Annotated in this window: 12 protein-coding genes; 2 read left to right on the top strand and 10 right to left on the bottom strand. The window is 34.8% G+C overall.

Going from position 1 to position 15,391, the window contains the following annotated elements:
• Positions 1-26 precede the first annotated feature (26 nt).
• Together purH and H6F32_RS06235 are read right to left on the bottom strand one after the other, a co-directional pair.
• The gene (gene purH / locus H6F32_RS06240; protein ID WP_190368468.1) at positions 27-1,562 is read right to left on the bottom strand and encodes a bifunctional phosphoribosylaminoimidazolecarboxamide formyltransferase/IMP cyclohydrolase; all 1,536 of its coding nucleotides are present in this window, start codon (positions 1,560-1,562) and stop codon (positions 27-29) included.
• A 110-nt stretch (positions 1,563-1,672) separates the two neighbouring features.
• Complete coding sequence (locus H6F32_RS06235; RefSeq protein ID WP_190368467.1) at positions 1,673-2,329, bottom strand: phosphoribosyltransferase; 657 nt, start codon at positions 2,327-2,329, stop codon at positions 1,673-1,675.
• Positions 2,330-2,931: 602 nt separating this feature from the next.
• On the opposite strand from H6F32_RS06235, the gene H6F32_RS06230 reads away from it, so the two are divergent.
• Positions 2,932-3,363 carry a VOC family protein gene (locus tag H6F32_RS06230; protein WP_190368466.1) on the top strand — a complete coding sequence of 144 codons (432 nt, stop codon included), beginning with the start codon at positions 2,932-2,934 and terminating at the stop codon, positions 3,361-3,363.
• A gap of 68 nt (positions 3,364-3,431) precedes the next feature.
• Here the strand turns inward: H6F32_RS06230 and H6F32_RS06225 are convergent, their stop codons facing one another.
• Positions 3,432-4,025: a triacylglycerol lipase gene (locus tag H6F32_RS06225; RefSeq protein ID WP_190368465.1), complete on the bottom strand. Its 594-nt coding sequence runs from the start codon at positions 4,023-4,025 to the stop codon at positions 3,432-3,434.
• 519 nt (positions 4,026-4,544) lie between these two features.
• On the opposite strand from H6F32_RS06225, the gene H6F32_RS06220 reads away from it, so the two are divergent.
• Positions 4,545-4,928: a hypothetical protein gene (locus H6F32_RS06220; protein WP_190368464.1), complete on the top strand. Its 384-nt coding sequence runs from the start codon at positions 4,545-4,547 to the stop codon at positions 4,926-4,928.
• Between the two features lie 139 nt (positions 4,929-5,067).
• On the opposite strand, the gene H6F32_RS06215 is transcribed toward H6F32_RS06220, so the two are convergent.
• From H6F32_RS06215 to H6F32_RS06185, 7 genes are all read right to left on the bottom strand, one after another.
• Complete coding sequence (locus H6F32_RS06215; RefSeq protein WP_190368463.1) at positions 5,068-5,616, bottom strand: Tfp pilus assembly protein FimT/FimU; 549 nt, start codon at positions 5,614-5,616, stop codon at positions 5,068-5,070.
• A 21-nt stretch (positions 5,617-5,637) separates the two neighbouring features.
• Positions 5,638-6,627, bottom strand: coding sequence for a hormogonium polysaccharide secretion pseudopilin HpsC (gene hpsC / locus H6F32_RS06210; protein WP_190368462.1), 990 nt, complete (start codon positions 6,625-6,627; stop codon positions 5,638-5,640).
• A gap of 25 nt (positions 6,628-6,652) precedes the next feature.
• A complete protein-coding gene (hpsB, locus tag H6F32_RS06205; RefSeq protein WP_199294493.1) occupies positions 6,653-7,360 on the bottom strand; it encodes a hormogonium polysaccharide secretion pseudopilin HpsB in 708 nt (235 codons plus the stop codon).
• A 95-nt stretch (positions 7,361-7,455) separates the two neighbouring features.
• Positions 7,456-11,109, bottom strand: coding sequence for a hormogonium polysaccharide biosynthesis protein HpsA (gene hpsA / locus H6F32_RS06200; protein ID WP_190368461.1), 3,654 nt, complete (start codon positions 11,107-11,109; stop codon positions 7,456-7,458).
• Between the two features lie 544 nt (positions 11,110-11,653).
• The gene (arsJ, locus tag H6F32_RS06195) at positions 11,654-12,910 is read right to left on the bottom strand and encodes an organoarsenical effux MFS transporter ArsJ (protein WP_190368460.1); all 1,257 of its coding nucleotides are present in this window, start codon (positions 12,908-12,910) and stop codon (positions 11,654-11,656) included.
• A 152-nt stretch (positions 12,911-13,062) separates the two neighbouring features.
• A complete protein-coding gene (locus H6F32_RS06190) occupies positions 13,063-14,073 on the bottom strand; it encodes an ArsJ-associated glyceraldehyde-3-phosphate dehydrogenase (protein WP_190368459.1) in 1,011 nt (336 codons plus the stop codon).
• 13 nt (positions 14,074-14,086) lie between these two features.
• Complete coding sequence (locus tag H6F32_RS06185; protein ID WP_190368458.1) at positions 14,087-15,145, bottom strand: PstS family phosphate ABC transporter substrate-binding protein; 1,059 nt, start codon at positions 15,143-15,145, stop codon at positions 14,087-14,089.
• Positions 15,146-15,391: the final 246 nt, after the last annotated feature.

Below are 15,391 nucleotides of genomic sequence, written 5' to 3'. Positions count from 1 at the left end.
GGTTTAATAAGTTCAAGTTATCAACTCTAATGTAAGAAGTGACGGATACCAGTGACTAGCATTAATAAGCCTAATTCATTAGCGGCTTTAATAGAATCTTGATCGCGTAAGCTTCCTCCTGGTTGGACTATAGCGGTAATTCCGGCAGCCGCAGCAGTTCTGACTGTATCGTCAAAAGGGAAAAATCCATCACTAGCTAAATAAGCTCCTTGAGCTTTGTCTCCAGCTTGTTCTATTGCTATTTTTGTTGAACCGACGCGATTCATTTGTCCTGCGCCTACGCCTAAAGTTGTCCGGTCTTTACTGACAACAATAGCATTTGATTTGACGTGCTTACATACTTTCCAAGCAAATAGTAATTCTGCTAATTCATTGGGGGTGGGTTGACGTTCGCTGACAACTTGCCATTTACTGGGATCTGCGATAATATCATCAGACGTTTGAACTAATAAACCTCCAGCGATCGCTCGCAGGGTTTCTGGAAATCCAGTTAACAAATCTGGTAAAATCAACACTCTGACATTTCCTTTCTTAGTTAATATGCCCTGTGCCGCTTGATCACAACCAGGTGCAACCACACATTCTAAAAAAGTTTTAGTTAATTCCTTAGCTGTTGCAGCATCAATAGGACGATTTAAAGCCACAATACCACCAAAGGCAGATGTAGAATCAGCGTTAAAGGCTTTAGTATAGGCTTCAAAAATAGTATCAGCTTCCGCAGTACCACAGGGGTTAGTATGTTTAATAATTGTTGCTGCGGGACTTTCAGTAAATTCTGCGATAATTTGACGTGCTGCTTCTAAATCTACCAAGTTATTATAACTAAGTTCTTTGCCTTGTAGTTTGGTAGCGGATGCCCATCCTGTAGGTTTATTTCCTATCTGATACCATGCTGCGGGTTGATGGGGGTTTTCGCCATAACGCAAGGATTGGATTTGTGTGCCAGATATGCTGTATGTTGGTGGTAAAGTGGCATCTTCTGTGTTTGCTAAATAAGTAGCAATAGCATTATCATAACTTGCGGTGTGTAAAAATCCTTTGAGTGCGCATTTTTGGCGGAATTGTAGGGAAGGTGTACCATTTTCCCGTAATTGTTGTAAATATTCTGGATATTGGTCAGGATTACATAATACTGTAACATGGGCGTAGTTTTTTGAGGATGCGCGTAACATAGCAGGTCCGCCAATGTCAATTTGTTCTACTGCTTCTGGTAAAGTAACATCAGGTTTAGCAATAGTTTCTGTGAAGGGATAAAGATTAACTACTACTAAGTCTATGGGACGAATGTGATTATTTTCTAAGTCTGTAATATCTTGGGGTTCATCTCTACGCGCTAGGATACCACCATGGATGCGTGGATGTAAGGTTTTGACTCGTCCACCTAATATTTCAGGAGATCCAGTATATTCTGAAACTTTGGTAACGGGAATACCTGCATCTTTAAGGGTTTTAGCTGTTCCTCCACTGCTGATAATATCAAAGTTAAATTCTGTGACGAGGGTACGGGCTAATTCAATAATACCAGTTTTGTTAGATACACTCAATAAGGCTAGATGCGCCATAATTTTCCAATGTCCTTGATGTTGTCTGAATCAGGATTTCCAGGATTTAAGGATTTCCAGGATTATTATATAACAATAATTTTGCCTGAATGATAATTATCCATAGTTAGTTACCAACTACCAGTTAATAATTCTCTAACTTGATCGTCTGTAGTTTGGGTAAAGTCATCATACCATAAACCGATCGCTGACATTGGTTCTGGAGTTTGTAAACAAATCACATCGTCCACTTCTAGTTGTAATTGTTGACAAACATCTGGGGGTGCTATGGGTGTGGCTATAATAATTTTATCAGGTTGTTGTTGTTTGAGAATAGTTATAGCAGCGCGAATTGTTGAACCAGTGGCTATACCATCATCTATTAGTATTACTGTTTTTTGATGAACATTTATAGGTGGTTTATCTCCTCGATAAGCATGATCTCGACGTGATAATTCTTGTAATTCTTCAGCAGCTACTAAGTCAATTGTTTCTTGACTAATGGCTAAAGTTTCAATAACATCATGATTTAATATGATCACTCCATGAGCCGCAATAGCACCCATAGCTAGTTCTTTATGTCCAGGTACTCCCAGTTTTCTAACTATACAGATATCTAGGGGAACATCCAAGGTTTTAGCTACGGGAAAAGCTACGGGTACTCCACCACGCGGTAAAGCTAATACTAATATATTTTGATGGTTAATATTAGCTTTGTGGATGTATTGTTGTACTTCCTGGGCTAATATTTGTCCTGCTTGGGTGCGATCGCGGAATTTATTGCTCATAGTTTTGACTGTACTTATGGTAATCTCTTTAAATCAGCTTCCAGTTCTATATGTTCTCCTTTGAGTTATGCTATTAATTCTTCTAGCTAACTTTTTATTCTATTTGCTTACAGATATCAGCAACTGTGGTATCAGCCAAGGAAGCACCACTAAATTTTAAGTTATGTGTGGATGCCTTAATATTAGCTAATAGTTGACCATTAACAATATTTTTATTTTCAATTGCCGATTTAATGGATGCTAGTATTAGTGGTAATTCAATTAAATAGGATTCAATAATTAATGTCAGCTAAAACTAATTCACCATCTAGCATATCTCGTAAATCATGTAAAGTGCTACTATTTAGGGACGACATATTTAGAATAGTTAGATCCTTAACTTCTTACTTAATTTGCTAGTTACAAATAATTAGCTTTATTCCTCAACTAGATCCCTCCTTGCTCCCCCAGGTTCAAAAGGGGGAAAATCAGTCAAAGTTCTTTTTAATGGGGATTTAGGGGATAAAAAAGGTTGATATTTATAAATAGCAACTTGGGTTTATTGAAGCAGTGGGGGATCTTGTGGTTCATTATCCCTAATTTATATTATCCCAACTACCATCATGAATCAACCTATATTTCATCTCGCTTTCCCCGTTAATAACATTCCCCAAACCAAAACTTTTTACATTGATGGTTTAGGTTGTATACCAGGAAGAGAAACATCCCATGCTTTAATTCTCAATCTCTATGGACATCAATTAGTTGCCCATATAACTACGGATATTTTAACACCTCAAAAAGCCATTTATCCGCGCCATTTTGGTTTAATATTTCATGATGAAAAAGACTGGGAAGAATTACTAAAAAGGGCGGAAAATCAACATCTCAATTTTAGAGAAAGACCTAAATACCGCTTTACTAATTTGCCTTTAGAACATCGGACTTTCTTTTTAGAAGATCCTTTTTTCAATTTAATTGAGTTAAAATATTATCGTCATCCAGAAGCTATTTTTGGTAATTGTGAATATACTACAATTGGAGATAGAATTTAGGTTATAAGCAGTGTGAACAAAAATATCTCCAACTTCTTAGATAAGTCGGAGATTTTGCTTAATTACCACTAAATTATTTGTTCTGCTACTATATCTATAATTCTCTGATCTGTCAACATCCAAGGATGTAAAAGTATCGGTATAGTAATTTCTTGACCTATACCAATTTGTGAACTTGTGGCTGGTATAATCATTAAATCATAAGGTGTCCAAATTGATGTAAATTTTAATTTATTTAACATTTTTATATCACTATTCAAATCTTGTAAAAAAGCACTATTAGGGCGCATTTCCATGCAACCTTTTAACCATGAACCATAGGCAATTATTGTTCCTTGATGTGGTGAAGAAATTGTGATAAATTTTTCGACTCTCTCTATTCCTCCTAATCTTTGAATATAATATCTGCTGACAATTCCCCCCATACTAAAACCTATTAAATTGATTATTTGATGACTATTAAATGTCCTATTTATATAACTATATAACTGTTTTGCTAGATTAATTAAACTCTCAGAACCATTATTAGGAATGAGGTCTAATATATATATTAAATGTCCCTTTTTTCTGAGATGATCTGCCATTTTATCAAACACTGCACCTGTATCATTAATTCCATGTACTAATATCAGGGGATATTTTCTTATATCTGCTGTTGTCATAATTCTTTTATTAGAGGATGTTTATAAAGTCTAAATTAACTAAAATAGGACGGTATAAATCGCGTCTAAACAGGTAAATAAAAATCCTTGGTTTTTCATTAGTCCACGCAGGTGGAATTCACTTGTTTAGTCACGAATTGTATTCGACTAGTCTTTTAAAACATCATTTTACACATAACTGCAACACTATCAGTTCTCCAACTTCTTGAACAATTCCGGGATCTTTATGATAAAATTATTAAGAATTATCAAGAAATGCGATAAATTGTTATAATTATCATAAGGTTTGATAATCACTTGCTAGTATTTACGCAGTTCACAGACTGAGAATAAAAACCCTGAAAATACTTGTAAGTATTAGTTAGAGGTTATTGACTAGCAAGTCAACAGTTTAAAAACTGATCATAAAAAAATCGCAATTAGCAATTAAAATTAATATTGGCTTAAGATTGCGTATTAATTATTTCATAACTGCGATCGCGCTTACAAATTCAAAAGTATTCATAAGGAGCATTTTTTATGGGTTTGATCAAGAATCTGATTGGTAGTATCATCAGTTTTATCACCGGATTATTTGGTAAAAAAGATGGTGGTTATTACTTAGAACTAAAAGAGGAAGCAGGAGCAACACCAGTAGTAACAACACCAGTAGTAACAACACCAGTAGTAACAACACCAGTAGTAACAGAAACAGCACCGGCAGTAGTAGCTAAAGCACCAGCACCAGCACCAGCACCAGCTAAAGCATCAACACCAGTAACACCTAAGTTAAATGTACCAAAAGAAACTAATTTTGCTACAAAATATCTAATTTGGCCTAGCAGTGGAGAACGTCGTCGTCCAGGGGCAAATATGAATAGTTTTTTAGATATGGCACGTGAGGTTAAACTTCCTGCTGCTTAATGTAGAGCAGGCATCTTGCCTGCTTATTATTTTGGACTTGGTGATGTGTAGCACTCACCGTAGCGCAAGCATCCTGCTTGTATTTACTATCCAAATTAAAAGTGCCTAAAATCACGATCCAAAACTTTTCAAACACCCTTTAATAACAATAATTTCCTTTCTCGTCAGGTTTATTATTTTCTTTTGCTGTTCTTAAAGCTCCTAAAATAGTGGAAACAAATACACAACGCTTACTTGCTCCTCCCGACTTACTAGATAAAGTAATTCTTTCCAAAGGTGGTTTAACGCTACCTAAATAATCAAATTCTACCCTTCTGACCCCATCACTTAATGGTAAGGTAGTTTCTGCATCTAATTGGATATTTTCATCTAAATCATACCAATTAGCCTGGGATGAATCAACATTTGTTGGATGTACAGACCACCGTAATCTGTTATTTTCTTCCTTAAAACTAGCCTGCCATGAGACTTGCTCTTTTTTAGCTTGACTTTGGGCTTGACGCATGGCTTGATATACTTGGTTTTCAGCTATGCTTAAACGACGATTATTAATGAAACCTAACCAACTGGGCGTGGCAATGGCAGATAAAATACCAATTACTAATAAAACTGCGATCATTTCTAAGAATGTAAAACCACTATCAAAAATATTATTTTTAGGCCTATTTCTCTTGTCAACAATCATCATATTTTTTCCTAAGTACCATCTTTAGTTATTTAAAAAACCTGTACCTTTTACCCTAACATTAATAGCAGGAAAATAGGATTTATTACTATCAGTATAAGTTTGAGAATTATTTGTAACTCTAGCTAAAGCATTACCGCGAATAAACACCTGAGCTTGAGCATTATTAATACTATCTACACAGGCATAAAAACCTGTCATACTTGTAGGTTTTACTAAAGACCATTCTAGAATATTTTTAGTATTATCATCAGGATCTACTACATCTGGAGGACAAACAGCTGCTGGAGGAGAACTGGTACTTTGATCAACAAAATCAATTAAAACGATATCATCATTATCATTAGTATAATTTGCTGATGCTTTTTTCCATTTTTTCATTCCCATATCCAAACTATCTGTTACTTTAAAATAATCACTAAAAGGAGCAAAACCAGGATCAGGGCAATTATTATTAACGTACTTTTTTGTATATCCAGTACAAGCTACTCCATCAGAAGATTCTACACCATCTTTAATTTCCCACCTACTAATTCTAGCAGTTTTAGACCAAATATCACTACTAGAATCATCTATATAGTAAGCAACTAATGAATACACAAAAGAGTCATCTTGACCTGATGCTGTAGACATTACACTACTCACAAAATCACGTTTCCAAAAAACTAAAATAGGCGTTTTATTGCTGTTATTAGGATAAGGTAATTTTGATTTAATTGCCTCAATTCCATCAGCATCATAAATATAAATAGCTTGTTGCAAATCACGAGCAATATAATTGATTGCTGTTTGAATATCATCTTCTGTATTGGCTTTTGCTTGTTCTTGTTTTTCTGTATTCATAATACTGGTAACAAAAGTTAGCAATAGTGTAATAGTTAAAACAGCAATTACTGAACCTACTAATAATTCTACTAAAGTAAAACCTTGATATTGATGATATTGATCATATTTTTGGTTGTTTCTATATTTATTTTTAGAAATAAAACCAATAAAATCAGTTATTTTCATCATCACTTTGTACCTGTTTAATTAATGATTACTGTGGACAATCTTGTTGCTGTAAAGCTATACCAAGACGAGAACATAAATCTTGAAATGTCGTATTGATATCAGTAATATCCACTATTCTTTCTATTATTGGCATTTGTTTATTCCCCAGAAGACTATAAGTATTATTATTATTGTCAGTATCCATACTAGTTAAAACAGTTTTACTCAGATCAATATCTGCTCGATAAATTCTGATGGCTAAACGATAACCTGCTGTTGATCTGCTATTTGTGACCTTAATTTGAGCAGCTTGAATATAAAATTCATCTATAGAATTTTCAGGATCTCTAGTGCAGTTATTTCCTACCAAACAAATAGTAGCATCTTGTTTAGATAAATAAAAATCTTTATTGATATTACTAACAGAATTTTGGTTAGGTACAGGCATTTCTGTAATAGTAATTAAGTTATCATCAAGATTTGTGGGAGTATTTTTATTAGCTGGTTGTAATTCAATTAATTTACCAGGTGGTGTAATAGAATTATCCCTTACCCCATCAATAAATGTATCTGCCACTTGAGTAGCTTTTTCCATTCTTTTAGCTTGTACTCTCATAGCAGCGGACAGCACGAAAACTGGTGATATTGCACTTAACAAAATTGCTAAGGTTATCATGCTAACCACTGATTCAATAATTGTAAAACCAGCATTATTAATAGAAAAATACTGTTTAATTTTGAGAATTGTTTTCATAAATTATCACCTGTTGAAAAAGTTATTTAACAAGTTCTAAAAAGAGTTTTTTGCTATTTCCGCTATTGAGACATTATTAGCTGATAACTCGATGTTTATGATTGACATATAGAAGGACGCTGATCTTGATCTATGGCATAATTACTAGCAGAAGTGGTATCTTTAGCGCATAATAACTTTTGTATCCAGGCATCATCTCGACTAACTTCGCGTAAATACTCATTAGGTAAGTCCGGAGGTGTAAGCATCAATTTACTCGCAAATAAATCAGGTATTTGAGATAAAAGTCCGACATCATAACTCCACTGTCTTGTCAGGGTATTATCAAGTGTTTGAGGTGAATTTGTCCCTGTAGCATAGGCACTCTTTTTTACCTGCATGAAAGCCCCATTTAGTTTGATTTTCCTACTATCCCACTTTTCTATAACGCGAACTAAGTTATTTAGACCACCATTATCTTGCGTAGGTTTAGCAGGATTGTCACCAGCAGCAATAATCAGATTAAAAGTAGTATCTTTATTAGCAAGTTGTTGGTTACCTATTGTATAACCCAATTCCTTTGTGAAGTAGTCGAAGTTTCCAGAAAGCAAAGTAACGGCATCTGCTAAAATACTTGCAGGTCGCCATTCATCACCGGTGGTACAATCAGGAAATCTGGGGTCACCAGAACGACAAGCAAAGTTATTATTAAGAGGGGTACGACCATAAAAGTTACTCCAGCCATCTTGGAGTGTTTCTGTAAATTCTTCCTGAGTGTGTAAATTAAAGTCCCCTTTAATATATGCTGGTAAGTTGGTAGCTAAAGTTAACCCCTTTTCTTCTTCTTTGTAGGTATTTGTTCGCCACAGTTTTTCCCCATTAATGAGTAAAATGGCACTGGGACGGCGTGTGGTGTCATCTACATAATCTACAGGACTTTCAAGTTTTCCAGCGTCGGTATTACCCGCACTGATATCTGGTAAAGCATCATCACGAGTCGCGTAAATAATACCGCTGTTGGGTAATAAATATTCTGAATCACCAATGGTTTTTCCCCGTAGTAGATCCAAGTCTAAAACTGTAGCGCGAATTTTTTGATCTTGCTGGCCAGGAAAGAGTGTTTTTAGATCGTTAGAAAAAAGTTTTTCTCTCTGGTCAGAAAAGAAGGTTTCAAAAATTGCACCATGGGGAATCACGGGATTATTACTGACGGGCAGAAGACTACCCTCTATAATTTGTAGAGCGCAAATCTGAGCATCAATAGCAGACTGTTCTGATATAGTTCTATCTGGTGCTGGTTTGTTTAATGCTCTAGCTAGTAATCCATCATCTATTAAACGTTCTATTAAAATTTTATTATCACTAACTGTATAACTAAACTGATACTTTAACTTAGATAGATATGTCAAAGCTGTTGAATAATCACTAACTGTATAACTAAACTGATACTTTAACTTAGATAGATATTCCAAAGCTGTTGAATAATCATTAACTGTTTTAGTAGGTGCAGGATAAACTATACCATTGTTAGATGTACTGTTAGGTTTACTATTTTTGGGTTTTTCAAGATTAAAAGCATCTGGTAAACTTTCCATATTTTTGTAGCTATTACTATCAGTAGGGTCATAATAACTACTCACACAAGCTATGGGTTTAGGCGTTTGGGCATCGTAGCCAGTAGACTTGTAGTGATAAACTGCTGTAGCCCTCATTTTTAGATAAGGTTTTGTATTTGTATCATCAGACATTCCTTGAGTATCAGGCAATATTGGGTTTGGTGGGTTTGTGCTAATACTACTAAGAGTATCATTTTTTCTCAAATAAACTCCCGCCCCCGTAACAACTCGTAACCCTCCTACTCCGTCAGTGGGTTCACTGGGTACTTTAGCTGCTGCTAGTTCCCATTCTCCATCTCTATCTGTAGATCCTATATCTGCTAATGTTTGGACTAAGGAACGTCGCGTGCGAGTTTTGTCTGTATTTCCAGCATCCCATTTAATTCCGCTAATGTTTTGAGTATCATTGATACCAGAACTTACAAATGCTGCTTTAGTTGTATCCCACCACAATTGGGGTAGGTTATTACCTAGTAATACTCTGTCTCCTAAAAGTGCTTCTACCCCACCACTATTTTTTAGGGATGTAGGTTCTGTAGCTTTTGGTTCTAGGGATGTTCCGGTAATATTGAGTGATAGGTTAGTATAACCAGTACCGGTTTTACCGTCTGTGGGGTCTGTTGGATAAACCCAATTATCAATGGGGCGCAGAGTATCACCGGATCCTTGCAGTAATGTGCTAGGATATGTTTCTGTAGCATCGGCAGCAACTTCTGTATAAGGTACACGACGAGTCCGTTTTTTAAAGTAAATTTGTAATTGTTGACGACGATATTTAGTTCTTTCTTTTTCGTTTAGGGTGATACCTAATGCCTGTTGTTTTGCTGCTAGGCCTGTAGTTACCTCGGATGGATCTGTACTTTCACTATTAGATATCTGGGCGTTGACTAGTTGATTGATGCGTCTAATATAAGCTAAGTTGTTGTAGGCTATATTTGCTGGTGTATTCAAATTACTAATTGAATTATTCCAAAACACACTACCAACATTTGCATCTTGACCCTTAAATAAGTCGACCGTAGCATTTCCTTGACTGTTTGTGGAGGTGAACCCTCCTAAGGCTATATTACCTCCTACAGTAATTTTGGCATTATGAGCTTCATAAAAACAGGAAGATGGGCTACTAACCTGGTAAAATCTAACTGCACCTCCCTGGATGTCAGAAGTTAAAAAGTTGCCATTGGTAAATATTGCTCCATTTAATTGGAAATTTGCTTGAGGAGTGAGTGATATATCATCTTCATAAACTAAAGCATGATTATTTGGAGGTATTTGCGTTCTATCCTGTTGATATTCTACTGCTGTAAATGCTTTATTGCCTTGATATTTTTCATAATTAGTTGTATCTGTAGGAGTGCTGGTAATAGGTGCGATCGCTGTATAAATAAAAAAAGATTTGTGGAACTTGTTGTTTTGTTGAACCCATCCTGTATTACCCACTAATGTGGTGCTAGTATTTCTGCTACACTTAGCTGACAAGTTTCCTGACGACATGGGTAACGTTCTTGCTTCTAATGGGTTGCGACTGCGAGTATATTTACCGCCACTATTTACGGATGGTGTTCTGAAGTAAATACCATAAATATTGTAACTGTCAAATTTACCGTTATTATTGGTATCAATGGGAAATCTCCAAGCTGTGTTTAAGGTTTCATTGTCATATATTTTGGTGCTAGTTGTTGGTTGATCAATTGTATTGTTTTTATTAATATCAAAGGTTATTTGCAATGGTGTTTCATCACCAAAGGTATATTTTCCTATATTATTATTAATAACATTATATAAAGATTGATCCCTAGGTATTACTCTTGGTAAACTTCTATCGTTAAACAGTTGATTAATTTTCGCTCTCCCTCTATCTATTGCTGGCATGGCATAACTCAGAAGAGCTTGATTAATACGAATATTACTAGCATTTTGAGCCCGATTAAAAGAACGTAGTATAATAGAAGCAGTTAGTAAAACTACTACTACAGATACCATTACTACTGTAGGTAATACAAAACCTGCTGTTGCTAGTTGCTGTTTCTTATTGGTAAGAAATATGGTTGTTAGTAACCAAATTAGTTGTTTTTTAGCTACTTTTAGAAATTTGCGAATAATTTTAGTCGAATTGGCTTTTATTTCTGCTAATAGGTAACACTTTGGAAACATAGCTGATTCACTTTCAATATTAGATAAGTTAAATTGAGTTTTATGATGGTGTATTTCTACAGTGCGTAAGTTTTATATACTTAACCTAGGTTATTAAGCTGTTGTGCTTTTAATTTGGATAATGAGTACAAGCAAGATGCTTGCGCCACTGTAATTTCAGCCTTTTTGATTGTACAGTGAGTGCTACACATCAGTTTAGTTATAACTATAAACTTTTTGGGGCACCCTGAATCGCCCTTGTTTCTAAAAAGGGGGAAAATTAATTAAATTGTCCCTTTGTATTAGTATCGCATTAGCTAATTATGTGTATTTCTTGATTAGAACTATTTTACAGCACATTTCATTTATATGAGATACACTATGAACAGGCAAGATGCCTGTGTTACAAGGGTTTTATTATTAACATATTTAACTCATAATAACGAAAACTGCTGTAATTAAAAACAGATATAATTCAATTACTAATATATAAGTGTAAAATAAGTGTAAAATAGTGAAACAATCTACAAATAAGTAGATTGTTTTGCTATAATGCACTATACAATTAGTCTCCGTCTCCAGCTTTCCAAATAATATTTTTAGTGGGTTGAGGGTTAGGTAATTTTAAAGAAATTAAAGCTGCTGCTAACACAAAAAACATGGATGTCCACAGACAAGCGACTAAACCAAATAACTGATAAACTAACCCAGATAATACTGTACCTGCTAGACGACCTCCAGAGTTAGCCATGTAATAAAAACCAACATTTAAAGCTACCTTATCATCGTCAGTAAATGCTAATACTAAATAGGAATGAACAGCAGAATTAAAAGCGAAGACAATACCGAATAAAAGTAGTCCGCTGATGATAACTATATTAGCAGGTAAACCAAGTTGTAAAGCAAGAGCGATCGCACAAGGAACAATAGTTAAAGTAAATGTCCAAAATTGAATAGTTTTAGATTTTGGCGGATCATTAGAGCCAAACTTCCGCATTAAATTAGGGGCTAAAAATTGCACAATTCCATAGCCAATTACCCAACAAGCTAAAAAGCCTCCCACTTGATAAAATGACCAGCCTAAAGTTTGACGTAAAAACACAGGTAAAGCTACAACAAACCATACATCTCGTGAACCAAAAAGAAAGAATCTTGCAGCCGATAAAATATTAATTTCCTGACTTTTAGAAAACAATTGACTGAATTTAACTTTCTGCTTAATTTTGCCCATTCCTTTAGGTAATAATAATCCTGTGAACATAATTAAAAGTAGTCCGCCAGCCATTATTAACAAAGCATTTACAAATCCAAATACAGATAAAATAGCACTACCAACAAAAAAACCAACTCCTTTTAAGGCATTTTTAGAACCTGTTAAAACTGCTACCCATTTAAACAAAGATGACTGGGCATCTTGGGGAACAACTAAACGGATGGCACTTTTAGAACTCATCTTAGTTAAATCTTTAGCAATACCAGATAATGCCTGTGCTACCATCACATAAAAAACTGCTATAAACTGTGGCCAATTAGGGTTTAATAATGATAAAATTACCAAAGAAAAAATCTGTAAACCCAGACCACTATAAAGAGTTAATTTTAGTCCAAATTGTGAACCTATCCAACCGCCTAAAAAATTAGTAACAATACCAAAAATTTCATAAAAAAGAAACAAGTAAGCGATTTGTAAAGGTGTATAACCAATTTTATTAAAATACAATAAAACCAGCATTCTTAATGCCCCATCAGTAATAGTAAAACCCCAATAAGCTAGGGTAACTAAGGCGTAATTTTTTAAATTTGCACTAGAAGTAGATACCATAATTTATCTCTAAACAACTACAATTTAACTACATGAAATTACAGTAGCGCAAGCATCTTGCTTGCATTCATTATCCAAATTAAAAGCACAAGAGCTTATCCCCCTATAATGATTATGAAAAGTCAAAAAGGAGGATTATTTTAGCCAGTATTTTAGAGACTTAAAGCTACTTTTCGCGCTAATTCTGCCATGCGATTAGCATAACCCCATTCATTATCATACCAAGCCAAAATTTTCACTTGAGTTTCATCTACAACCATCGTAGAAAGGGCATCAATAATTGCAGAATGGGGGTCATCTTTATAGTCAATGGAAACTAAAGGACGTTCTTCATAAGCTAAAATTCCTTTTAATGGTTCTTGGGTAGAAGCCGCTTTTAATAAACCATTAACTTCTGCTATTGTGGTGGAACGTGCAACTTCAAAAACACAATCAGTTAAGGAAGCATTTAACAATGGTACACGCACTGCTAAACCATTTAATTTACCATTTAATTCTGGATAAATTAAACCAATAGCTGTAGCTGAACCTGTGCTAGTGGGAATTAATGACATACTTGTAGCTCGCGCACGACGTAAATCTTTATGGGGTGCATCTACAATGGTTTGAGTATTAGTATTATCATGAATTGTAGTAATAATTCCATGTTTAATTCCTAACCCTTCATGAATTACTTTGACTACTGGGGCTAAACAGTTAGTAGTACAGGAAGCTGCTGTTAATAAATGATGTTTATTAGGTTCGTAAAGATGATCATTTACTCCCATCACAACATTTAAAGCACCTTCTTTTACTGGTGCAGCAACAATTACTTTTTTCACACCTTTTTGAAAATAAGGATCAAGGGTGGAAGTAGTTCTAAATTTTCCTGAACATTCCAAGACAATATCAACATCAAAATTTTGCCAAGGGACTGCTCCTGGTTGGGAATATTCACTAAAAGTCAGAGATTTACTATCAATAAAAATTTGATTTTCTGTAGATGTAACTTCTTTTTCCCACCGTCCATGTACGGAATCAAATTTTAGTAAATGCGCTGCTGCTTCCGTACCACCTTTAACTTCATTGATATGTACAAATTCTATTTCTGACCAATCCCAAGCCGCACGAACGGCTAATCTTCCCATGCGTCCAAAACCATTAATTCCTACTCTAATTGTCATGATTTACTCATCCCTAAAATTGTTTTTGTTTACGCAATAATTCGTCAATGGTTAAGTCAAATTGTGACTTACCAGCAAATACTGTTCCTATTTTGCCATTGTATAGATGGACATAATTAAGTTTAGAAATTTCCTCTGGTAAAGGAACATAACCCACAGAAATAGCCGTTTTTGCGGCTGCTTTAATGTAGAAATCTGCAAATTTGTAAACTACACTTTTATTTTTACTAGAACGAACATTGACATAGATAAATAAAGGTCGAGAAAGTGGTTGATATTGGGCTTTTTCTACGGTTTCTCGTGATGGTAAAATAGCCCCTTTACCGTTATTCACTGCTAAAACTTTTAACTTGTCTTTATTTTCTTCGTAATAAGCATAACCAAAATAACCCAAGGAATCTGGGTCTTTATTGATACCTGCAACTAAGACTTCATCATCTTCGCTGGTTGTATAATCTTTACGACTGGCTTTAGCTTTACCAACAATTGCTTCAGTAAAGTAGTCAAATGTCCCTGACTTATCCCCCGCACCGTATAATTTAATGGGGCGGTTTGGCCAAGAACTGCGTACTTGATTCCATTTAGTAATTTTTCTTTCAGATTCAGGTTGCCACAGTGTTTTTAATTCTTCTACTGTAATGTCCTTTGCCCAGTTATTTTGGGTGTTAACAGCAATAGTTAAGGCATCAAAAGCTATGGGTAATTCCATATATCCCACGCCATTTTTTTTACAAATTGTCATTTCTGACTGGTTAATTGGCCTAGAAGCATTAGTAATATCTGTTTCTCCAGCACAGAATTTTTCAAACCCTCCACTAGTACCAGAAATGCTAAGTTGAATTTGAGCGTTATTTTTAGAGTCTCCTTCAAATTCTTTGGCTATAGCATTGGTAATTGGATATACCGTACTAGAACCGTCAATTTTAATTACGACTGATTTTGGAGATTTAGTAATTTCTGTTACTGGTTGTGATGGCTGAATTTTTTTTATTGGTTCTTGTGTATTACTACAACTAGTGGCCAATGTTAACATTGTCACTGTGAGGACTAGTTTGTTTACTGTTGCTTTCATTGGTTTGACCTGTATATTTAATGTTTGTGTAATTTGATGTATTCATCATTTCAAGAAAAATTGATATGTCAAGATTTACAATAGCATAATAGACAGGAATTGATCAAGAAAATTGCTAATTAATATCAGTTAATAAGTCCGCTATGAGATGTTTAACTAAAAATTAAACAAAGATTAACTCAAAATTAACGCAAGATTAATTTTCAGTTAAGATATTCAGATCCCCGACTTCTTTAAGAAGTCGGG

Origin of the sequence: Anabaena sp. FACHB-1237 (assembly GCF_014696225.1) — a bacterium.
Classification (GTDB): Bacteria; Cyanobacteriota; Cyanobacteriia; order Cyanobacteriales; family Nostocaceae; genus FACHB-1237.
This window is presented reverse-complemented; position numbering and strand designations above follow the sequence as displayed.

Bases quoted from the DNA above. Each gene is read 5' to 3' on its own strand.
- purH (WP_190368468.1), bottom strand. From the start codon at position 1,562: ATGGCGCATCTAGCCTTATTGAGTGTATCTAACAAAACTGGTATTATT.
- H6F32_RS06235 (WP_190368467.1), bottom strand. From the start codon at position 2,329: ATGAGCAATAAATTCCGCGATCGCACCCAAGCAGGACAAATATTAGCC.
- H6F32_RS06230 (WP_190368466.1), top strand. From the start codon at position 2,932: ATGAATCAACCTATATTTCATCTCGCTTTCCCCGTTAATAACATTCCC.
- H6F32_RS06225 (WP_190368465.1), bottom strand. From the start codon at position 4,025: ATGACAACAGCAGATATAAGAAAATATCCCCTGATATTAGTACATGGA.
- H6F32_RS06220 (WP_190368464.1), top strand. From the start codon at position 4,545: ATGGGTTTGATCAAGAATCTGATTGGTAGTATCATCAGTTTTATCACC.
- H6F32_RS06215 (WP_190368463.1), bottom strand. From the start codon at position 5,616: ATGATGATTGTTGACAAGAGAAATAGGCCTAAAAATAATATTTTTGAT.
- hpsC (WP_190368462.1), bottom strand. From the start codon at position 6,627: ATGATGAAAATAACTGATTTTATTGGTTTTATTTCTAAAAATAAATAT.
- hpsB (WP_199294493.1), bottom strand. From the start codon at position 7,360: ATGAAAACAATTCTCAAAATTAAACAGTATTTTTCTATTAATAATGCT.
- hpsA (WP_190368461.1), bottom strand. From the start codon at position 11,109: ATGTTTCCAAAGTGTTACCTATTAGCAGAAATAAAAGCCAATTCGACT.
- arsJ (WP_190368460.1), bottom strand. From the start codon at position 12,910: ATGGTATCTACTTCTAGTGCAAATTTAAAAAATTACGCCTTAGTTACC.
- H6F32_RS06190 (WP_190368459.1), bottom strand. From the start codon at position 14,073: ATGACAATTAGAGTAGGAATTAATGGTTTTGGACGCATGGGAAGATTA.
- H6F32_RS06185 (WP_190368458.1), bottom strand. From the start codon at position 15,145: ATGAAAGCAACAGTAAACAAACTAGTCCTCACAGTGACAATGTTAACA.